At 71.5% G+C, this 20,028-nt stretch carries 16 protein-coding genes and 1 pseudogene; 5 read left to right on the top strand and 12 right to left on the bottom strand.

The genetic code is table 11. The features are described from left to right. Positions 1 to 156 precede the first annotated feature (156 nt). Positions 157 to 1,083 (bottom strand): cyclase family protein, encoded by a 927-nt coding sequence (locus ACGFNH_RS18765; RefSeq protein WP_393654999.1) that lies wholly within the window; start codon positions 1,081 to 1,083, stop codon positions 157 to 159. A gap of 173 nt (positions 1,084 to 1,256) precedes the next feature. Here ACGFNH_RS18765 and ACGFNH_RS18760 point away from each other — a divergent pair, with 173 nt between their 5' ends. Genes ACGFNH_RS18760 through ACGFNH_RS18745 form a run of 4 tightly spaced genes read left to right on the top strand, consistent with a single transcriptional unit; the run spans position 1,257 to position 6,485 of the window. Then, positions 1,257 to 2,462: an SDR family NAD(P)-dependent oxidoreductase gene (locus ACGFNH_RS18760; RefSeq protein WP_393654997.1), complete on the top strand. Its 1,206-nt coding sequence runs from the start codon at positions 1,257 to 1,259 to the stop codon at positions 2,460 to 2,462. A 12-nt stretch (positions 2,463 to 2,474) separates the two neighbouring features. Then, positions 2,475 to 3,896, top strand: a complete 1,422-nt coding sequence (locus tag ACGFNH_RS18755; RefSeq protein ID WP_393654995.1) for an acyl-CoA dehydrogenase family protein — start codon at positions 2,475 to 2,477, stop codon at positions 3,894 to 3,896. After that, on the top strand, positions 3,893 to 5,359 hold the full coding sequence (locus ACGFNH_RS18750) for an aldehyde dehydrogenase family protein (RefSeq protein ID WP_393654993.1): 1,467 nt from the start codon (positions 3,893 to 3,895) through the stop codon (positions 5,357 to 5,359). The genes ACGFNH_RS18755 and ACGFNH_RS18750 overlap by 4 nt, the downstream gene beginning before the upstream one ends. A 52-nt stretch (positions 5,360 to 5,411) precedes the next feature. Further along, positions 5,412 to 6,485, top strand: a complete 1,074-nt coding sequence (locus tag ACGFNH_RS18745; protein WP_393654992.1) for a Zn-dependent alcohol dehydrogenase — start codon at positions 5,412 to 5,414, stop codon at positions 6,483 to 6,485. Between the two features lie 28 nt (positions 6,486 to 6,513). Here ACGFNH_RS18745 and ACGFNH_RS18740 read toward each other — a convergent pair whose 3' ends face one another. Continuing rightward, positions 6,514 to 7,533, bottom strand: a complete 1,020-nt coding sequence (locus ACGFNH_RS18740) for a GlxA family transcriptional regulator (RefSeq protein ID WP_393654990.1) — start codon at positions 7,531 to 7,533, stop codon at positions 6,514 to 6,516. A gap of 105 nt (positions 7,534 to 7,638) precedes the next feature. Here ACGFNH_RS18740 and ACGFNH_RS18735 point away from each other — a divergent pair, with 105 nt between their 5' ends. After that, positions 7,639 to 9,069: an MFS transporter gene (locus tag ACGFNH_RS18735; RefSeq protein ID WP_393654988.1), complete on the top strand. Its 1,431-nt coding sequence runs from the start codon at positions 7,639 to 7,641 to the stop codon at positions 9,067 to 9,069. Positions 9,070 to 9,133: 64 nt separating this feature from the next. Here ACGFNH_RS18735 and ACGFNH_RS18730 read toward each other — a convergent pair whose 3' ends face one another. The 10 genes and pseudogenes from ACGFNH_RS18730 to sigK all read right to left on the bottom strand — a co-directional run bounded on the left by ACGFNH_RS18730 (position 9,134) and on the right by sigK (position 19,981). Continuing rightward, a complete protein-coding gene (locus ACGFNH_RS18730; RefSeq protein ID WP_393654986.1) occupies positions 9,134 to 9,877 on the bottom strand; it encodes a flavin reductase family protein in 744 nt (247 codons plus the stop codon). A 33-nt stretch (positions 9,878 to 9,910) separates the two neighbouring features. Further along, positions 9,911 to 10,444 (bottom strand): hypothetical protein, encoded by a 534-nt coding sequence (locus tag ACGFNH_RS18725; RefSeq protein ID WP_393654984.1) that lies wholly within the window; start codon positions 10,442 to 10,444, stop codon positions 9,911 to 9,913. Next, positions 10,441 to 10,899, bottom strand: coding sequence for a MarR family winged helix-turn-helix transcriptional regulator (locus ACGFNH_RS18720; protein ID WP_393654982.1), 459 nt, complete (start codon positions 10,897 to 10,899; stop codon positions 10,441 to 10,443). Before ACGFNH_RS18720 ends, ACGFNH_RS18725 begins: the two co-directional genes overlap by 4 nt. A 534-nt stretch (positions 10,900 to 11,433) precedes the next feature. Next, on the bottom strand, positions 11,434 to 12,279 hold the full coding sequence (locus ACGFNH_RS18715; RefSeq protein ID WP_393654980.1) for an enoyl-CoA hydratase/isomerase family protein: 846 nt from the start codon (positions 12,277 to 12,279) through the stop codon (positions 11,434 to 11,436). Between the two features lie 264 nt (positions 12,280 to 12,543). Beyond that, positions 12,544 to 14,769 carry an acetate--CoA ligase family protein gene (locus tag ACGFNH_RS18710; protein ID WP_393654978.1) on the bottom strand — a complete coding sequence of 742 codons (2,226 nt, stop codon included), beginning with the start codon at positions 14,767 to 14,769 and terminating at the stop codon, positions 12,544 to 12,546. 204 nt (positions 14,770 to 14,973) lie between these two features. Beyond that, positions 14,974 to 15,690 carry an alpha/beta hydrolase gene (locus ACGFNH_RS18705; RefSeq protein ID WP_393655410.1) on the bottom strand — a complete coding sequence of 239 codons (717 nt, stop codon included), beginning with the start codon at positions 15,688 to 15,690 and terminating at the stop codon, positions 14,974 to 14,976. 179 nt (positions 15,691 to 15,869) lie between these two features. Then, a complete protein-coding gene (locus ACGFNH_RS18700) occupies positions 15,870 to 16,538 on the bottom strand; it encodes a fasciclin domain-containing protein (RefSeq protein WP_393654976.1) in 669 nt (222 codons plus the stop codon). Positions 16,539 to 16,689: 151 nt separating this feature from the next. Then, a pseudogene (locus tag ACGFNH_RS18695) lies at positions 16,690 to 17,517 on the bottom strand (molybdopterin-dependent oxidoreductase); the annotation flags it as partial. 1,145 nt (positions 17,518 to 18,662) lie between these two features. Then, on the bottom strand, positions 18,663 to 19,433 hold the full coding sequence (locus ACGFNH_RS18690; protein WP_393654974.1) for an anti-sigma factor domain-containing protein: 771 nt from the start codon (positions 19,431 to 19,433) through the stop codon (positions 18,663 to 18,665). After that, positions 19,430 to 19,981 (bottom strand): ECF RNA polymerase sigma factor SigK, encoded by a 552-nt coding sequence (gene sigK, locus ACGFNH_RS18685; RefSeq protein ID WP_393655408.1) that lies wholly within the window; start codon positions 19,979 to 19,981, stop codon positions 19,430 to 19,432. Before sigK ends, ACGFNH_RS18690 begins: the two co-directional genes overlap by 4 nt. Positions 19,982 to 20,028 lie beyond the last annotated feature (47 nt).

Below are 20,028 nucleotides of genomic sequence, written 5' to 3'. Positions count from 1 at the left end.
CCGTGGCGATCCGAGGCTGCCGTAGGGACCGTGGCGAGCGGAGGCTCTCGGAGAAACCGTGGTGATCCGAGGTTGTCGGAAGACCGTGGTGATCCGAGGTTGTCGGAAGACCGTACCGATCCGCAGCTGTCGGGAGATCGTGGCGATCCGCGGCGGTCAGAGAATCGCCACGGGCGCGACCGGGGTTCCGGTTCCGCCCACGAACGGCTCGGGCATCGCCGACAGCAGGAACGCGTACCGCCTCTCCTCGGCGCAGGCTTCCGAAAGTTCCTCCAGATTCCAGTTCTGGCCCTGCAACATGCCCATGTCGACCAGGTGGAGGGCGTGCACGCCGAGCCAGAGATTCTCGATCTCCGGCGGGAAGATCTCGAAGGTGAGGGTGTCGTTCGCGACGGCGGCGGCATCGCGGGCGTGGAACCACTCGGGGCAGCGGATCGACAGGCCGGGTGACGGAAAGGCGTACCCGTGCTTGTCGCCCGACAGATACTGTCGCATCTGCCCGGTCCGTACGAGCGCGATGTCGCCCGAGCGGACACGCGTACCGGCCAACTCCTCGGCGGCTTCGAGGTCTTCGGGGGTGACCGCGTGGCCCCCGTCCAGGCGGTCGGTGCCGCGGGCGCGGGCAACGTCGAGAAGGACACCGCGCGACGCGATGTGCCGCGCCTTCTCGATGCCGCTGAACGACGACCGGCCGTGGCTGGTGATCGATCCGGCCGGGCGCCCGTTGTAGATCCTGCCCGCGTACGAGACATGGGTCAGCGCGTCCCAGTGCGTGGCGGTCTGGAGCGCCATCGTCACGGTGTCATCGCTGGTGGCAACCGTTCCGGGGCCGAAGATCTCCTGATTGACGGCGATCATGGTGTGAAGCGGATTGGTCCGGCCCGGGATCACGCCGGTCTGCACGCCGTCCTGCTGGAGCGGCAGCGCGAGGGGGATGCGGCGACCGGAGCGCACGGTGCCGGCGGCGGCGCGGACCACCTCGTCGGTGATCAGGTTGAGCGTGCCGATCTCGTCGCCCTCGCCCCAGCGCCCCCAGTTGTTCACGCGCTTGGCGATGTCGTGGAACTCCGGCGGCAGTGCCATGGATCCCCGCCTTCCTCGCCGTCCGGGCCGCGCGGCCGTCGGCATTCCTGAAGTGCCGAATCCCGTATGGGCTCGGCATTCCTGAAGTGCCGAATCCCGTACGGGGCTTGTGCTTGTGCCCCGCCTCTGCCAAAAATCTAACGGTCCGTCAGAAACTCCGGAAGGGGCGCGGCGTGGGGAACTTCCTGGCAGGCAAGGTCATCGCCGTCACGGGTGCTGGTCGCGGCATCGGACGGGCCGTCGCCCTCGCGTGCGCGGCCGAGGGGGCGAAGGTCGTCGTCAACGACTACGGCGTCTCCATCGAGGGCGCGGAGCCGACGAGCGATGTCGCCGAGGCCGTGGTCAAGGAGATCGAGGCCGGGAACTTCGGCACGCGCGGCAACGCGGGCAGCGACACGGGTGGAGCCGTGGGTGGGGCGGCAGACCGGGCCGCGAGCGGGGCGGCAGACAGGGGCTCGGGCGGCCGGGGCGCGGACCGCGACCCGGCAGTGGACGCGGGCAGGTCCGGCGGGTCGCGGGCCGGAGGCGAGGCAGTGGCCGTCGCCGACGACATCTCCACCATGGCCGGCGGAAGGCGCGTGGTGGAGACGGCACTTGCGCGGTACGGACGGATCGACGGCGTCGTGTGCGTCGCCGGGATCCTCCGCGAACGGATGCTCTTCAACATGAGCGAGGAGGAGTGGGACCCGGTGGTCGCCACTCACCTCAAGGGCACGTTCACGGTCTTCCGCGCGGCCTCCGCGGTCATGCGCAAGCAGGGCAGCGGCACACTGATCGGCTTCACCAGCGGCAACCATCAGGGCAGCGTCTCGCAGGCCAACTACTCGGCGGCCAAGGGCGGAATCATCTCCCTGGTCCGCAGCGCGGCACTCGGACTCCACAAGTACGGGGTGACGGCGAACTGCGTGGCACCGGTCGCGCGTACGCGGATGTCGGCGAACGTGCCCATGGAACTGAACGAGATCGGCGACCCCGAGGACGTCGCGGCGCTCGTCGTCTATCTCCTCAGCGACCGGGCGAGGGAAGAGAGGATCACCGGTCAGGTCTACACGATCGCCGGTCCCAAGATCGCGGTCTGGGCGCAGCCGAGGGAGTTGCGGTCCGCCTACGCGGACGGCTCCTGGACCCCCGAACGGATCGCGGACTTCCTTCCGGGATCGGTCGGAACCGACCCCATGCCGATGCTCGCCCAGTTGGAGGCGATGGCGCAGGCCGCCGCGGCCGCGAAGGCGAAGGCGGAGGCGGAGGCGACGGCGGCGGTGGCGGTGGAGAAGGCGGTCGTGGTGGAGAAGGCGGTCGCGGTGGAGAAGCAGGCGACACCGGAACACGCGGCGACACCGGAGAAGGGGGACAACCCCCGCCCGCCGCACGGGGTATGAGGGGAGAACGCCGTGGACTTCAGCTTCGGGCCCGATGACGAACGATTCCGCGCAGAGGCACGCGCCTGGCTCGACGCGCATCTCGTCGGCGACTTCGCCGACCTCGCGGATCCGGCCCGGACGGGCGAACTCACCGGCACGGCCGGGGGCACGGTCGCCACTGAGGTCATGTCCGCCGGTGCCACGCCCCCCAGGGCCCCCACCCCCACCCCCTCCGCCCCTGCCCCCTCCCTCGCCTCTTCAGCCCTCCCGTCCGCCCGGCTCCAGCGCACCGCATGGGAGCGTGAGCTCGGTGCCGATGGCTGGATCGGTCTCGGCTGGGACCGTGGCCACGGCGACTGGGGCAACCGCGCCGCCACCCTGACCCAACAGGTCGTCTGGGCCGAGGAGTACGCCCGCGCCGCAGCCCCGTCCCGGGTCGGCCACATCGGCGAGAACCTGCTCGCGCCCACCCTCATCGCCTTCGGCGACCAGGCTCAGCGAGACCGCTTCCTCCCACCCATTGCCCGCGGCGAAGAGCTGTGGTGCCAGGGGTACAGCGAACCGGGTGCGGGCTCCGACCTGGCCGGCCTCCGCACGGCTGCCGTACGCGACAAGGCCGACGGCACCTACCGCATCACCGGCCAAAAGATCTGGACCTCCCTTGCCCAGTACGCCGACTGGTGCTTCGTCCTCGCCCGGACGGAACCCGGGTCACAGCGTCATCGCGGTCTCTCCTTCCTTCTCGTGCCGATGGATCAGCCGGGCCGGATCGAGGTCCGGCCGATCCGTCAGATGTCCGGCGCCGCCGAGTTCAACGAGGTGTTCTTCGACGGGGCGGTGGCCGACGCCGAACACATCGTCGGCGGCCCGGGCAACGGATGGCACGTCGCCATGGGCCTCCTCGCCGTGGAGCGCGGGGTGTCGACCCTCGTCCAGCAGATCGGCTTCGCCGAGGAGTTGGACCGGGTCATCTCGTTGGCCGTCGGGACCGGAGCCGCGGAGGACCCGGTCCTGCGGGACCGGCTGGTACGCCAGTGGGCCGAGCTCCGCACCATGCGCTGGAACGCCCTGCGCACCCTCGGCACCGACCCGGGCACCGGCACCACCCCCCGCACCAACGGCACCAACCCCCGTACCAACCCCGGCACTCATGGCACCAGCCCCCACACGGCCACCGGGCCACGCACCGCCCCCGACCCCGGCGCCCCCAACGTCGCCAAGCTGCTGTGGGGCGGCTGGCACCAGCGGCTCGGTGAACTGGCCATGCAGGCACGGGGCGGGGAGTCGGCGTTCGGACCGGCGGACTGGGCCGCCGACCGCCCGTACGAACTGGACCCCCTGCAGCACCTGTTCCTCTTCTCCCGCGCCGACACCATCTACGGCGGCTCGGACGAGATCCAGCGCACCATCATCGCCGAGCGGGTGCTCGGCCTGCCGAAGGAACCCCGATGACGACGACGTATCAGCACTGGATCGGCGGCGCCTGGCGTGCTCCGGTCTCCGGCCACTACTCCGTCATCAACCCGGCGACCGAGGAGGCCGTCGGCCAGGCACCCGAGGCGTCGGACACCGACGTCGCCGATGCCGTCGCCGCCGCACGCGCCGCGTACGAGGAGTGGTCGCGCACCGAGCCCCGCGAGCGGGCGGCCGTGCTCGACCGCGTCGCCGACCTGCTGACCGAGCGCGGCAAGGACCTGGTGCCGCTCCTGCAGGCCGAGACGGGCTCCACCCTGCGCGTCGCCTCGACCATGCAAGTGCCCACCGCCGCCGACCGGTTCAGGCGCTACGCACGCGGCGCCCTGGAGCCGGGCACCATCCCGCTCGCACCTCAGCCCGTCCGGGCGAGCCCACTCGCGCCGGGCGGACTCATCGGCGCCGCGGCCGTACGCCGCCCCGTGGGTGTCGTCGGATGCATCACCTCCTACAACTTTCCGATCGTCAATCTCGCGGGCAAGGTCGCGCCCGCTCTGGCCATGGGCAATACGGTCGTCGCCAAGCCGGCCCCGCAGGACCCGCTGGGCTGCCTGGAGCTGGGCCCGCTGCTCCAGGAGGCCGGGCTGCCCGCGGGCGCGTTCAACGTCGTCACCGGCTCGGGCGCTACTGCCGGTGAGGCGCTGGTCGCCCACCCGGATGTCGACATGATCAGCTTCACCGGATCCAGCGCTGTGGGAAGGCGGATTGCCACGTCCGCGGGGGAGACGATGAAGCGCACCCTGATGGAGCTCGGTGGCAAGGGTGCGGCCATCGTGCTGGGGGATGCCGACGAGAGAGTGGTCAAGTCGGCGATCTCGGCAGTCGGTTCGACATGGTCGTTCCACAGCGGCCAGATCTGCACGGCGCCGACCCGCGTCCTCGTCCATCGATCGTTGTACGAGAAGGTCGTTGCCGCTCTTGAACACTACGCGGCGGCACTGACCGTCGGGGACCCTGTGGATAACTCCACGGTCGTCGGCCCGTTGATCTCCGCCGCCCAGCGCGACCGCGTCGAGGCGTACATCGCCGGAGCCCTCGACCAGGGCGCCCGCCTCGTCGCGGGCGGGAAACGCCCGGGGACGAAGACCGGTTTCTACGTCGCTCCTACCCTCCTCGCGGACGTCGCCCCCACCATGACCGTCGCGCAGGAGGAGTTGTTCGGCCCGGTCGTCGTCGCGATGCCCTTCGACGACGAGGAGGAGGCGGTGCGGATCGCCAACGGCACCCCGTACGGCCTCTACGACTACGTCTTCAGCGCCGACGCGGGCCGCGCCTGGGCCCTCGCCGCCCGCCTGCGCAGCGGCAATGTCGGCATCAACACCGTTCAGCGCCATCCCGAGACGCCGTTCGGCGGCTTCAAGGAGAGCGGAGTGGGCCGCGACGGCGGCTCGTTCGGCCTGCACGCCTACAGCGAGCTCCAGTCCGTCGTCTGGCCTTCCTGAGGCCGCAGACGCGGGGGAGCCGAGGACGCGGAAGAGGAAGGGAACGGCAGCCATGAGAGGTGTCATCTTCGACGGCCGGCAACCGCAGGTCGTCGACGACCTGGAGGTACGCGACCCGGGGCCCGGCGAGGTGCTGGTCGGCGTCCGCGCGGCCGGGCTCTGCCACAGCGACCTGTCCGTCGTCGACGGAACGATCCCCTTCCCCGTGCCCGTCGTGCTCGGTCACGAGGGTGCGGGCGTCGTCGAGGCGGTCGGTCCGGGCGTGCGGCACGTGGTGCCCGGCGACCACGTCGCCCTGTCCACCCTCGCCAACTGCGGTGCCTGCCCCGACTGCGACCGCGGCCGACCCACCATGTGCCGGTCCTCCATCGGACGGCCGGGCCGGCCCTTCTCCCGTGCGGGGAAGCCTTTGTTCAACTTCGCCTCCAACTCGGCCTTCGCCGAGCGGACGGTCGTCAAGGCGGTCCAGGCGGTCAAGATCCATCCGGACATCCCGTTCAGCTCGGCCGCCCTCATCGGATGCGGTGTGCTGACCGGTGTCGGGGCTGCCCTCAACCGGGCGCGGATCGCGGACGGCGACAGCGTCGTCGTCATCGGCGCGGGCGGCATCGGGCTCAACGTCGTCCAAGGCGCGCGGCTCGCGGGCGCGCTGACGATCGTCGCCGTGGACGCCAACCCGGCGAAGGAGGCGGTGGCGCGGCAGTTCGGGGCGACGCACTTCGTCGACGCCTCCGCCGTCCCCGACACCTCCGCCGCCGTGAAGGAGGTCCTGCCCACGGGCGCGGACCATGCCTTCGAGTGCGTCGGCAGCACCCGGCTCATCCGGCAGGCCGTCGATCTCCTCGACCGGCACGGCCAGGCGGTGCTGCTCGGCGTCCCGCCGGCCACCGCCGAGGCTTCGTTCCTCGTCTCGTCGATGTACCTGGACAAGTCGATCCTCGGCTGCCGCTACGGTTCGTCCCGCCCGCAGCACGACATCGCCCTCTACGCCGAGCTGTACCGGGCAGGACGCCTGTTGCTGGACGAACTCGTCACCGACACCTATCCGGTGGAGGATTTCGCCAAGGCCGCGGACGACGCGCACCATGGCCGGGTGGCCCGCGGTGTGCTGACGTTCGGGTCCTGAGACGGCCCGGGTCCCGAACGTACGGGCGTCAACTCCCCCCGGCCGCACGGAACGTACGCCGGTACGCCATCGGTGAGACGCCGAGCGCCGCCTGTACGTGCTGCCGCAGTGACGCCGCCGATCCGAAGCCGCACTCCCGGGCCACCCGGTCCACCGCCAGGTCCGTGTCCTCCAGCAAGTGCCGGGCACGTTCGATCCGTTGTGCCACTATCCACTGTCCGGGGCTGACGCCGACCTCCTCCCGGAACCGCCGGGTGAAGGTCCGTACGCTCATCGCCTCCTGCCGGGCCAGGTCCTGGAGCTGGATGGGCCGGTCGAGGCGCTCCAGTGCCCAGGCGCGGGCGGTGGCCGTCGTGGCCACCTGGGGTTCCGGAACCGGGCGCCGGATGTACTGCGCCTGCCCGCCGTCGCGGTGGGGCGGCACCACGCTGCGGCGCGCGACCTCGTTCGCGACCGATGTGCCGTGGTCCAGCCGCACGATGTGCAGGCAGAGGTCGATCCCCGAGGCGACGCCGGCGGAGGTGAGCACGTCGCCGTCGTCGACGAACAGCACGTCCGGGTCGACGTCGATCTTCGGGAAGAGCCGCTGGAAGTGGTCGGCGTTGCGCCAGTGGGTGGTGGCGGGCCGCCCGTCGAGGAGCCCGGCCGCGCCAAGCACATAGGAGCCGGTGCAGATCGACACCATGCGGGTGCCCGGGCGTACATGCGCGAGGGCGGCGGCCAGCGGCTCCGTCAGCGTGCCCTCCTCGTACACCGGACCCAGCTCGAAGGAGGACGGGATCACGACCGTGTCGGCCTCCGCCAGGGCGTCCGGGCCCAGGCCGACGGTGATCGAGAAGTCGGCGTCCGTACGGACCGGTCCCGGGGTGAGCGCGCAGGTGACGACCTCGTAGAGGGGCCAGCCCCCGGGGGACCGGGTCTTTCCGAAGATCCGGTACGGGATGCCGAGTTCGAACGGGATGACCCCGTCCAGGGTGAGCACGACGACGCGGTGGAGGCGCTCGGCCGCGGCACGTGCGCCCGGCGCCGTACGCGGGGCTCTCGCCATGGTGACCTCCTGCTTTCTCGCCCGGCCCTCGCACCGCATGGATCCGGTCCCCAGGGCACGGACCCGGCCCGGCCCACGGCGTGCATGGCCCGATCCTAGCGAACCATGACCTTCGGGCCACTCGAACGATCGATCGGGGCCACCGATGCTGGTCCGGTGACTCAAACGCCTCGGATCCCCGCACGCCCCGGGCAGCGCGACCCGCACGCCCCCGCCCGGCGCACGCCGCGCGTCCACCGCGCCTGGTGGGTCGTGGTCGCCGCGTTCGTCGCACTCGTCGGTGCGGCCTCGTTCCGCGCGGCGCCGGGCGTGCTGATCGACCCGCTGCACGCGGAGTTCGGCTGGTCACGCGGCACGATCTCGGGTGCCGTCTCGCTCAACCTCGTGCTGTACGGGCTGACCGCGCCGTTCGCCGCCGCCCTGATGGAGCGCTTCGGCATGCGCAAGGTCGTCGCCTCCGCGCTGCTGCTCGTCGCCGCGGGCAGCGGACTGACGGTCTTCATGGACGCGAGCTGGCAGCTCATCCTGTGCTGGGGTGTCCTGGTCGGTCTCGGCACCGGTTCCATGGCGCTGGCGTTCGTCGCGACCGTCGTCAACCGCTGGTTCGTCGCCCGCCGCGGCCTGGTGACGGGTGTGCTCACGGCGGGCAGCGCGGCCGGACAGCTCGTCTTCCTGCCGCTGGTCGCCTGGGCCGCCGAACGCTACGACTGGCGTACGGCGACGCTCGCCGTCACCTTCGCGGCCCTCGCCGTCGTCCCCCTCGTCCTCTGGCTGCTGCGCGACCACCCGCGGGACGTGGGCACCACGCGCTACGGCGAAGGGCCCGAGGAAGCCGCGGCAACAGGCGCCGTGGCCGGAGGCGGCGCCGTACAGGAGGCGGTGCCGATGACGGCGGGCGGCGCGGCGGCCCGCGCCCTCGGCGCCCTGCGCTCGGCCGCCCGCACGAAGACCTTCTGGCTGCTCGCCGGCACGTTCGCCATCTGCGGGGCGTCCACCAACGGCCTGATCCAGACGCACTTCGTGCCCGCCGCGCACGACCACGGCATGCCGGTCACGGCGGCCGCCGGGCTGCTCGCGGTCATCGGCGTCTTCGACCTGGTGGGAACGGTCGCCTCGGGCTGGTTCACCGACCGGTACGACTCGCGCCGCCTGCTCGCCGTCTACTACGGCCTGCGCGGTGTCTCCCTGATGTTCCTGCCGATACTGCTCGCGGACACGGTCCACCCGCCGATGCTGTTCTTCATCGTCTTCTACGGCCTGGACTGGGTGGCCACGGTGCCGCCGACGGTCGCGCTGTGCCGCGAGCACTTCGGCGACGACGGCGCGATCGTCTTCGGCTGGGTGCTGGCGTCCCACCAGGTCGGTGCGGGCCTCGTCGCCCTGACGACGGGGGTGATCCGGGATGTCACGGGCTCCTACGACACGGCCTGGTACACCTCGGGGGCGCTGTGCGCCGCTGCCGCCCTGATGGCTCTGGTGATCCGCCGCCGGCCGGAGGCGGTGCGGACGGAACCGGTACCGGCGGTCCCGGCCTGAGAGCGGTGAAGCCCGCCGTAGCCGTCAACTCGGCGGCGGTGCCTCACCCTTCGCTCAGGGACGGTCAGCCGCTGAAACCTCCGAAGATCCCCCGGTGGAAGAGCAGCGGTCCCGCCGCCGCTGCCGCTTCGTCCGTGCCGAGGGCCTCGACGCGGCCCACGACGATCAGATGGTCGCCGCCGGTGTGGACGGCGTGGACCGTGCAGTCGATCCATGCCGGTACGCCGTTCAGGCGCGGCGAGCCCGTCACCGGCGCGGCGTCGTGGGCCACGCCCGCGAACTTGTCGGGCCTGCGCTCGCTGCTGACCGCGAAGTCCCTGCACAGCCCGCCCTGTTCGGCGCCCATGATGTTTACGCAGAAGACACCGGCGCGGGCGATCCGCGGCCAGGTCGTGGACGTTCTGCCGACCATGAAGGCGATCAGCGGAGGATCGAGGGAGAGCGAGGCGAAGGACTGGCAGGCGAAGCCCGCAGGGCCCTCGCCCGGCGGGAGACCGCCTCGCGCGTTGGCAGCCGTAGTGCTGACGGCCGCAGCGTTGCCGTCCGTTGCGCGGCCGCCCGCAGGGTTGCCGCCCGCAGCGGTGTCGCCCCTCGTGCCGGGTGCCGTGATGACCGTGACGCCGCTCGCGAAGTGGCCGAGCACGCGCCGGAATTCGGCCGGGTCGACGGGCAGCCGCTCGTCCTCCCGCACGGCTCGCAGATCGGGCCGGGGGAGCGGGTCGACCGGATGACGCGCGGCCGACACCGGCGAGCCGACCGAGCGCAGATAGCGCACGGCGGTGGCCGCCATGCCTGCGTGTCCCATCATGCGGTCCATTGAAGCTGATGACCCGTCAGTTTTCTAGTCCGTTGCCCAGGGGAACGGGGCGAGGTCCGGCTCGACCCAGCCGGTCCGGGCCTCCGGGCGGGCCAGCGTCCCGGAGCGATAGAAGCGGCCGAGCAGACGCTTGTCGAGCAGTGCGGGGTTCCGGCCGACGAGGTCGGGGAAGGACCGCGTGTCCTCCTCGGCCGCGTGGTGCGCGACCAGTTCCACCCAGGCCCTGCTGACCGTGGCGTTGTACTTCTGCGGGGCGCCCGCATAGCGCGCAGTCCGCCGGATGCCGTCGCTGATCAGGTCGATCGCCGCGGGCATCCCGACGTGGTGGACGGCCAGCCAGGTCAGCCGGATGTGCTCGCGGTGGCCGAAGTGCTCGGCGGAGGCCATGACATCGGCCATCAGCTCGCCGAAGACGGGATCGGAGCCTTCCACGGGCCTGCTGTTCTCGTGCGCGCGCACGGGGTCCGGGTCACCGGGGCTCGGGGCACCGGGGTTCGGGGGTCCGGGGTTCGGGAGGCTTGAGTTCGGGTGGTCGGGGTTCGTACGTTCCGTGGTCATGAAGTCACCTCCGACAGGGCCCGGATGACGGCGTGGAAACCGGCGACCGCCTCGGCGGGCAGCCGGCCGATCGCCCGCTCCTCCAGCCCGGTCACCGTCCGCCGGATCGTGTCCGCGGTGAGCCGGCCCGACGGTGTCAGCTCGATGACGACGACCCGGCGGTCGCCCGCGCGGGTGCCGCGCGTGATGTGGCCGCGCCGCTCCAGCCGGTCCAGCACGCTGGTCAGCGTCGTGGGGCGGGTGCCCGCCGCGGCGCCGAGCCGGGAGACGGTCCGGCCCCGGCCGTCGGAGAGGATCGCCAGGGCGTTGATCTCCGAGGCGGTCAGATCGAGATCGACCAGCTCCGCGGCGAGGACCTGCAGCGTCGCATGGGTGGCGCGCTGCAGGGCGAGCAGCGGAGAGCCCTCGGCGGCATCAGGTGCGAGTTCGCGTTCGGATGCGGGTTCAGGTATCACGTTTTCGGAATATACGAGATCGTAGTACCTGGAGGGAAGGGGATACCGCGGGGCGGCATGTCAGGGGTGCGCGCTTTCGCGCGGGAACATCAGGTGCTCCGGGTCCCTCGCGTTGCGTCGTGCGCGCATCACTCCGCTGCACGACCATCTCTTGGACAGCACGACGAAGCCGTCAGCGTCCGCGGGACGCGGGACGACCTGTCATGGCGATGCCGGTGCCTGGCACCAGGGCGGCGATGACCTCGTGTCCCCGCCGCAGCCATGACAGCCCGGACATGACGGTCAGGCGCTGCTCGCCGGCTCTCGACCGGCTCTCGTCCGGCAGTCGACGCCAGTCCGGTCGTCCGTCAGATATGCGTCCACCTTCAAGCCGCTGCGGCCAGAGCTTCTTCGAACTGTCCCGATGTCAGGGGCCGGAGAGAAGCGTCTGTGTCCACATGGCGTCGGTTCACGCGTGCACCGCGTGCACCGCGTGCACCGCGTGCACCGAGCGACCCCGGGCCCTCACGGCATCACGGATGCGGGAACCTCTCCTCAGCGCCCCCGATACACCGGTGAGCGGCGTTCGACGAACGCCGCCACGCCCTCCTGCGCATCGGCCGTCGTCATGTTGATCTCCTGAGCCGTCGCCTCCGCGTCGAACGCGCCGCCGCGGTCGGTGTCGAGCGAGGCGTTCACCAGCCGCTTCGTGAGCGCGAGCGCGCGCGTCGGCCCCACGGCCAGGCGCTCGGCCCATGCGCGAGCGGTCTTCTCCAACTCCCCATCGGCCACTACCCGGTTGACCATTCCCAGCCGCTCCGCGTGCGAGGCGGACACGGAGTCACCGAAGAACATCAGCTCCTTGGCCCGCTGCGGCCCGACGAGCCGGGGCAGCAGATACGCACCGCCGCCGTCCGGTACGAGCCCCCGGCGCACGAACACCTCGATGAACCGCGCCGATTCCACGGCGAGTACGAGATCGCAAGCCAGCGCGAGATGGGCGCCCAGGCCCGCGGCAGTGCCGTTGACCGCGGCGATCACCGGCTTCTCGCAGTCCAGGACCGCGGCGACGAGTCGCTGCGCACCGCGCCGGATCGTACGGGCGACGTCGCCCGCGACCCGCTCGCCCGCGACCCGCTCGTCCGCCGCCCGCTCTCCGGCGCTCGCGGGGCCGCCGCGCAGGTCGGCCCCGGCGCAGAACCCCTTCCCCGTACCGGTGATGACGACGGCTCGTACGTCCGGGTCGGCGGAGGCCGCGTCGAGCAGGGAGATGATGCGTTCCCGCTGGTCCCAGGTGACGGCGTTCATCGCCTCGGGGCGGTTCAGCGTGATCCACGAGACGCCGTTGTCAGTGGTGTGAAGTACCAATGTCTCCAAGGACTTCTCGGGGGAGGCAGTCATGCTGGAGCTCCTTGTCGTCGTGCCGTGTCTTTCCCGCGCGGGGGGCGGGAAAGACACGGCGCACCGGTCGCCGCGCGCGATGCCGCGTGGCCGGTGCGGCGCATGGTGGCGCGGTGTCGCCGGTGCGGCGCATGGTGGCGCGGTGTCGCCGGGCGCGGACCGTGGTGGCGCGGTGCGTGGTGGCGCGGCGTGTTGTGGCGCGGTGCGCCCGCGCTGCCGGGCGGGCGGTGGACGTCGGCTTTACGCCGTCGGCGTGCGCGTGGTTCACCGGCACACGGCCAGCGCGTCGAGAGCCACCGCGCCCTGGCCCCGGTCCAGGACGACCAGAGGGTTGATGTCCAACTCGGCCAGGTCGTCGCCCAGTTCGAGAGCCATCCGCTGGACTCGCAGCACGACTTCGACCAGCGCGTCGACGTCCGCGGGCGGCCCGCCGCGCACGCCCTCCAGCAGGGCGTGGCCGCGGAGTTCGCGCAGCATCGCGCGGGCCTGGTCCTCGCCGAACGGCGGCACGCGCACGGCGGCGTCCCGCAGCACCTCGACGAGGACGCCGCCCAGGCCGACCGTCACCGTGGGCCCGAAGAGGCTGTCGTGCGTGACGCCCACGACCATCTCCACGCCCCGCTCGATCATCTGGCAGACGAGCACCCCGTCCAGCTTGATCCCCTCCTGGCGCGCGATGTCGGTCAGCTCGCGATAGGAGTCCCTGACCTGACTCGCCGAGGTCAGTCCGATCCGGACGAGGCCGAGTTCGGTCTTGTGGGCGAGCCGGGCGGCCGAGGCCTTCATCACGACCGGGTAGCCGACGAGTCCCGCGGCCCGTACGGCGGCGGCCGCGCTGGTCACCAACTGCTCGCGGGGCACACGGATCCCGTACGCCCGCAGAAGCTGCTTCGCCGCGTGCTCGCTCAACTGCTCGCCGGGGCGCAGGAGGTCGCGCGCCTTGCGGGCCGACGGGGACGGGGTGCGGGGCGCGTCGTCGAAGGGGGAGCGGTAGCCGGAGACGAACCGGTGGTGGCCCAGGTAGGCCCGGACCGCGGTGATGCAGTTGGCGAACGTACGGAAGGTCGCGACGCGGGAGGAGCCCAGCAGGATGCGGCGGTAGGCGTCCTCCGTGCCGACCGGCGAGCCCCACACCACGCACACCTGCTTGTCCGTGGCCTCCGCCGCGTCCACCAGGTCTTGGGCCAGCTTGTCGCTCATGGGCGGGAAGGGCCCGGTGATGGGGCAGACGAGGACACCCACGGCGGGGTCGGCGAGGATCGCGTCGATGATCTTCCGACCGCGCCAGTCGCCGACCGGATGGCCGCCGCTGTCGACGGGGTTGGAGACGCCGAGGTAGTCGGGTATCCACTGGTGGAGTTCGGTCTGCTTCTCCGAGGAGAGGTCCGGCAGATGCAGGCCGGCTGCCGCGGCTAGGTCCGCGAAGTGGGCTCCCGTGCCGCCGGAGATCGAATAGACGGCCACGCCGTCCGCGCGCGGAGGGCGCGCCCGCGCCAGGAGCGCGGAGGTGTCCTGGAGTTCGTCGAGTCCGTTCACCCGGATCACGCCGAACTGCCGCATCGCCGCGTCCACCACCTCGTCGGCACCGGTGAGTTTGCCGGTGTGGGAGGCGGCCGTCCTGGCGCCGGTCTCGGTGCGGCCGACCTTGACGGCCACCACGGGCACCTTGTTCCGCGCGGCCCGGTCGGCGGCCAGAAGGAAATCCCGGCCGTCCTTGAGCCCTTCCACATACGCGGCGATGGCGCCGACCTCGGGCTGCGAGGCGAAGTACGAGATGAAGTCGGCCGTTTCGAGGTCGGCCTCGTTGCCGGTGGGTGCCCAGTGGGAGAGCCGTATGCCCAGTTCCTGGAGGGCGAAGACGGGTCGCCCCTGGTGGCCGGACTGCGTGATGAGGGCGATGGCGGGGCCTTCGAGGTCGTCGCGGAACTCCTCGAACGCGTTGAGGTTGGTGTTGGGGCCGAGCAGCCGGAGCCCTGAGCGCTGTACGGCGTCCGCGAGCCGCGCCTGCGCGATGGCGCCCTCGCCACCGGTCTCGGCGAAGCCGGAGGCGAATGCCACCGCGAACTTCACCTTGGCGGTGGCGAGTTCCGCGATCACGGGAAGCGGGTCGGCGACGAGGAGGACCGCGAGGTCGACCGGTTCGGGCAGGTCGGCGACGGAAGGGAGGCAGGGCAGGCCGAAGACGGTGGAGCGGCCGGGGTTCACGGGGTGCAGGCGTGCCCCGACCCGCTCGGACCAGTCGATCAGCCGGCGGGTGATGCCCGTGTTGGGACGCCCTTCGCTGTCGGACGCGCCCACGACGACCATGGACGCGGGCCGGAAGAACCGGTCCAGGTCGGGTACGGGCGCGTGCAGCGGACGCCCGCTGACATCCCTGTCCTCGCCGGGATCCGCGGTACCGCGTACCGTGGCTCCGGAGTGCTCGCCGCAGGCCACTACGCGCGCCGGGCGGGAGTGAGTGGTGAGGGTGCCGTGAGTCGAACCAAGCATCGTTCTCGCCCCGCTCCTGCTCAATGGCCGATGGGTTCGCGCAACAACTGACGCACTGTCAGGTTACTGAACTGACAACCCGTCAGGAACAGCTCGGAGCGAGAAACCCGAGCGAGAAACCCGAGCGAGAAGCCCGAGCGGAAACCGGAGCGACGGGAAACCGGAGCGAGCAGCCGGAGCGAGAAGGCCGCGTCGACCGCGCCGTCATGCCCCGGGGGCGACCGAGGTCAGATCCAGATCCAGTCCGTCGGCGTGGCCGCCGTCCAGCCGGAGCGCGGCGCCGACCGACAGGGGAAGCTCGTCGATGCCCAGCAGTCCCGTCGTGAGACGGGTGGTGAGCCGGTGCCACTGGGCTGCGTGCCGCAGCATCGCGTGATCGCTGCCCCTGATCTCGAAACGGCACACCGGCGCCCCCGCGGCCCTGGCGCGCTCGGCGAGGGCGCGGGAGAGCCAGGGCTCCGTCACACGGTCCCGGTCCGAGTGCAGGATCACCGTGGGGACACCGGCCAGGTGCTCGACCGGTTCGTCCGCCGGACACCAGGGCGCGAGGGCGATCACCGAGCGGACCCGGGGATGGTCCGCGACGCGCAGGGCGGCCCGGCCGCCCATGGAGTGGCCGACCAGGACGACGGGCACCGGACCGCAGCGGCGCGCGATCTCCTCCAGGGCGTCGAGCGCATCGCGCACCGCGTCGGCGCGATCGCCGTTCCAGCCGCGATGCCGGTAGCGGACCAGACCGGTTGCGACGCCGTGCCGGTCCGCCGCGGACCGCACCCCGTGGACGAACGGCAGCATGCGCAGAGCCGGAAGATTCCATCGCGACGGGCGGCCGAGACCGTCCTCACGTCCGCCGTGCAGAAAGAGGACGACCGCTTCCTCGCGACCGCCCGTACTCTTCATGGCGAGTGCCTGATGGTCCATGCTCACGTCCCGTCCGTCCTCTGCAAGCGTGCCGTGGTTCGACGTCTTTCCGGAAATCCCCGCATCACGACACATCGTCCGCCATCCCCCTCCCGCGAAGCCGGACGGCCCCCGCCCATGGCGCGGGAACCGTCCGGCGGTATTCGGGGGCCTTCCGTCGACGAGAGCCCGACGCGCCCTTATCCGGGCATGAGGACGGTGTCGATGATGTGCACGGTCGCATTGGAGGTCCGGACGTTGCCGCAGACGACGTCGGCGGCGTCGTTGACCTTGTAGGACTTGCCCGAACCGGCGGTGGTCAGCCTGGTCTTGGCCAGCGTCTCGTACGAGCCGTTCTCCAACTTCTTCGGCGTCACCTTCTCGCCCACCACATGGTTGGTAAGGATCTTGGTCAGGGTCGCCTTGTCATTGAGCACCTTGTTCAGGTCCGCCTTGGGGATCTTGGCGAAGGCATCATTGGTGGGGGCGAAAACCGTGATGTTCTCGGCACTGTTCAGCGTGTCGACCAGGCCCGCCTTCTTGACGGCGGTGACCAGGGTGGACAGGGCGGGGTTGTTGGACGCGGCGGTGGCGACCGGGTCCTGGGCCATCCCCTTGAAGCTGCCCGCGCCGCTCTGGGGCACGGTCGAGCACGCGGCGCCGAACGGCTGGTCACCGGCCGGTACCGACCCGTCGGCCTTGGAACCCGCTCCGCCCTCCTCCGACTTGTCGGCGGGTGCGGACGCGGCCGAGTCGGACGCCTTGTCCTTGCTCTCCTCGGAACAGGCGGCCAGAGACAGCGGGAGAACCGCCGCTGTGGTGACGGCAACGGCGATGCGGCGAATTCGGGTCGTGCGCGCGCTGTTCATTCCAAAGTCTCCTGACGTGTCGGCTTCGTGAAAACACCGAAAGGGTGGGAACGGAGGTCACCGCGGTCACCGGCGTTTTCTCCGGTCATGGCGATGGCGCGGCTCCCGCTGAAGATCGGCTCACGCTCACGAGTCGGCTCACGCTGACAAGTCAGCTCACGGTGACGACGACGGAGTGCCGGCCCGTCGCCCCGTCCGGCACGGTCCCGGCCCGTTCCTCGGTCTGCGTCTCACCGGTGCGGTCGGTGGCGCGTACCTCCAGCCGGTGGGAACCGGGCGTGGCCTCCCACTCCCACAGCCACTGCCGCCAGGTGTCCACCCCGGCCTCCTCCGCGAGCCGCGCATCGTGCCACCGGCCCCCGTCGACGCGCACCTCGACGCGGTCGATGCCGCGGTGCTGGGCCCACGCGACACCGGCGACCGGCACTGTTCCGGTCTTGAGGCGCGCGAAGGAACCGGGTGTGTCGATGCGGGACTCCGTCTTGATGGGAGCCTCTCGGGCCCACTTCCGCTTGACCCAGTAGACGTCGTACGCGTCGAACGTGGTCAACTCCAGCTCCCGCAGCCACTTGCAGGCCGAGACGTATCCGTAGAGGCCGGGCACCACCATGCGGACCGGAAAGCCGTGGGTGAACGGCAGCGGTTCGCCGTTCATGCCCAGCGCGAGCATGGCGTCACGGCCGTCCATGACGGTCTCGACGGGGGTGCCGATCGTCATGCCGTCCACGGAACGGGAGACGAGCTGGTCGGCCGGGCCGCCCCGCGACGGCGGTTCGATCCCGGCGTCCTTCAGGAGTGGGGCCAACGGCACGCCGGTCCAGCGCGCGTTGCCGACGTACGGCCCGCCGACCTGGTTGGACACGCACGTCAAGGTGATGTCCCGCTCGACCAGTTCGCGTTCCAGCAGATCGCGGTAGCGGAGTGTCAGGGGGCGGCGTACACCTTGGCCGTGGATCCGCAGCTGCCAGCGTGTGGCGTCGATCTCGGCATCCTCACCGTCCTCGCGGGTTTCGCCCTCGCGCAGCGCACGGCTCCCGAGCGCTTGCTCGAACCTTGCCGTGTCACCGGCCCCTGCCGCGGACGTGGACCTTGGCCGGCCCCCTGCCGCCCCCGTTGCTCGCGCATTGCGCCGTAGGCGCGAGACGAGAGCGGTAGTCGAAGGGCGGCGGGAGTTCGGCCAGGCATGCGGGAACCTCGCCGTGTCACCAGCCCCCGCCGTGTCACCAGCCCCTGTCGCGGGCGCGGGCGCGGGCGCGGGCCTCGGCCGGGCTCCCTGCCGCGACGATGCTCCTGCTTTGCGCCGCAGGCGTGAGACGAGACCGGGCGCGGGTGGAGCCGTTGGACATCCGTGGTGGTGGGGCGGTCTGCCTCGATGGGTTGGGAGTTGTTGCCCGGATGGTGGTCCGGTGGTGGGTGTTTGAGCATCCGGGCGGGCGGGGTCCTGGCTGGGTCGGGTGTCCGGCGGTGCGGTCGTCGTGGGGTTGCGCGGCAGACCGGGCATGGTGTTCTCGCCTGGGGCGTCGGTTGAGCCGGTCCTGGCAACTCGTTGTCGAAGTGCTTGACCGGAGGCAAGTAATTCCACAACGAGAGCGGAAAAGGCACACCGCCCCGAGCCTCCGCCGGAACCTCGTCGTGTCACCGGGCTTTGTCGCGGTCGCGGGCCGTGGCCGTGCCCCTTGCCGCCCCGATGCTCGTTCTTTGCGCCGTAGGCGCGGGACCAGAGCGGTGGTCGAGGGGCGGCGGGAGTTCGGCCGGGCATGCCGGAACCCGCCGTGTCACCAGCCTCTGTCGCGGACGCGGGCCTCGGCCCAGCTCCCTGCGGCCCCCGATGCTCCTCCTTTGCGCCGCAGGCGTGAGACGAGACCGGGCGCGGCGGAGCCGTTGGACATCCGTGTCGGTGGGGCGGTCTGCCTGATTCGGGTGGGGCGTTGACCCGGTGATGGTGCCGGATCGGGGCCCGACCGTGCCCGATCCCCTTCACCGCAGCGCCGAACGACCCTTACGACCGGCGGTCCTTGCCGCCGGTCGCAATCCAGGGGCGGTCCTGAGCCGCGCTGCCCTCCGCCGCGCTGCCCTCCGCCGCGCTGCCCTGCCCTGCCCTGCGCGGCGCGGCGCTCTGCGCCCCTACGCCGACGGGAACGCGACGAGCGCCAGTGGCTGCGTCGTCGGTTGTTCCGAGCCGCCGGCGGGCTCGACCGTGATGCCCATGCCCGAGGCCCCGTGCACCTTCCCTTCCATCAGCGCTGCCGCGGTCGAGTCCCCGGACGGGCCCCCGGAGGAGTCCAGCAGGCCCGCGGACCGCATCCGCTCTCCGTCGTCGAACCAGAGCTGGTAGACCTTGCCGTCGCTCAACTGCGGCATTCCGTGGGCGAAGAACGCCGCCCTGTCCTCGCTGCGCGACATCACGACCGTGCCCCTGGCGCCCCGGCCGAGCCCCGCGGCCCGGCTCACGGCGTCCGGCGCCGACAGCACCCTCGACAGCGCGTCGGTCCGCTCCCGGGCCTGGCGGACCTCGTGGCGGGCGTCCCGCGCCTCCTGGTGCTGCCACAGCGCCACCCCGCCCACCGTGGCCAGGGCCAGAGCGGCCGCGAGCGCGAGGCGCGGCAGCGATCCTGTGGCGAACCGGCCCGGACGGCCGCGCCAGGACCGTACGAGCACGTTCGGCGCTTCCTGGCGGACGGTGGTGATCCGGCGCAGCACCCGTTCCTTCAACTCGGCCGGCGCGACGCGGGCCACCGTGAGGGCCAGCCGGTCGGCCGTCTCCGACAACTCCCGTACCTCCTGCGCGCAGGCCTCGCAGGACCTCACATGGCGCTCGAACGCCGCGCGCTCGTCCGCGGACAGGGCATGTACGGCGTATGCACCGGTCAGCGTGTGCAGTTCGGTGGTGGTCATGCGGTCCCCCCCAGGCAGTCGCGCAGGCGGGTCTTCACGGTGCCCAGCGGTGCGCCGAGCAGCTCCGCGACCTCCCGGTAGGTCAGGCCCCGGTAGTAGGCCAAGGTCACGGACTGGCGCTGCAGTTCGGTGAGCGTCTTCATACAGCGGCGCACCTGCTGCCGCTCCAGGCGCGCTTCGACCTGTTCGCTCACTTCGTCGTAGGCGGGTGCCTGGTCGAGCAGGGCTGCCCGGTGCTCCCGGTTGGCGGAGGCCGTCGTCGACCTGATGCGGTCCACGGCACGGCGGTGCGCCAGGGTCAGGACCCAGTTCATGGCGCTGCCGCGGTCGGGACGGTAGCGGGCGGCGGTTCGCCACAGTTCGACGAACACCTCCTGCGCCACCTCCTCCGACTGGGCCGGGTCACGCAGGATGGTGATCACAAGGCCCAGGACCGGGCCGCTCACGGCGTCGTAGAGCTTCCCGAATGCCTCCTGGTCGCCGCGTGCGACCAGGGAGAACAGCGCGGAAAGGTCCGATGCCTGGGTGGTGGGTGTGGATCCAGCGATCCGCAGCGGTTCGCTCACAGCACTGCCTCCGCATACACGGCAGGGGC

Source organism: Streptomyces sp. NPDC048639 (assembly GCF_043199075.1).
Classification (GTDB): domain Bacteria; phylum Actinomycetota; class Actinomycetes; order Streptomycetales; family Streptomycetaceae; genus Streptomyces.
The sequence above is the reverse complement of the archived record's forward strand: the minus strand, read 5'-3'. Positions and strand labels throughout refer to the sequence as shown.

What these genes read in the sequence shown, in the direction of transcription:
- ACGFNH_RS18765 (WP_393654999.1), bottom strand. Translation starts at nt 1,083, where the DNA reads ATGGCACTGCCGCCGGAGTTCCACGACATCGCCAAGCGCGTGAACAAC.
- ACGFNH_RS18750 (WP_393654993.1), top strand. Translation starts at nt 3,893, where the DNA reads ATGACGACGACGTATCAGCACTGGATCGGCGGCGCCTGGCGTGCTCCG.
- ACGFNH_RS18745 (WP_393654992.1), top strand. Translation starts at nt 5,412, where the DNA reads ATGAGAGGTGTCATCTTCGACGGCCGGCAACCGCAGGTCGTCGACGAC.
- ACGFNH_RS18740 (WP_393654990.1), bottom strand. Translation starts at nt 7,533, where the DNA reads ATGGCGAGAGCCCCGCGTACGGCGCCGGGCGCACGTGCCGCGGCCGAG.
- ACGFNH_RS18735 (WP_393654988.1), top strand. Translation starts at nt 7,639, where the DNA reads ATGACCTTCGGGCCACTCGAACGATCGATCGGGGCCACCGATGCTGGT.
- ACGFNH_RS18730 (WP_393654986.1), bottom strand. Translation starts at nt 9,877, where the DNA reads ATGATGGGACACGCAGGCATGGCGGCCACCGCCGTGCGCTATCTGCGC.
- ACGFNH_RS18725 (WP_393654984.1), bottom strand. Translation starts at nt 10,444, where the DNA reads ATGACCACGGAACGTACGAACCCCGACCACCCGAACTCAAGCCTCCCG.
- ACGFNH_RS18715 (WP_393654980.1), bottom strand. Translation starts at nt 12,279, where the DNA reads ATGACTGCCTCCCCCGAGAAGTCCTTGGAGACATTGGTACTTCACACC.
- ACGFNH_RS18710 (WP_393654978.1), bottom strand. Translation starts at nt 14,769, where the DNA reads ATGCTTGGTTCGACTCACGGCACCCTCACCACTCACTCCCGCCCGGCG.
- ACGFNH_RS18705 (WP_393655410.1), bottom strand. Translation starts at nt 15,690, where the DNA reads ATGGACCATCAGGCACTCGCCATGAAGAGTACGGGCGGTCGCGAGGAA.
- ACGFNH_RS18700 (WP_393654976.1), bottom strand. Translation starts at nt 16,538, where the DNA reads ATGAACAGCGCGCGCACGACCCGAATTCGCCGCATCGCCGTTGCCGTC.
- ACGFNH_RS18690 (WP_393654974.1), bottom strand. Translation starts at nt 19,433, where the DNA reads ATGACCACCACCGAACTGCACACGCTGACCGGTGCATACGCCGTACAT.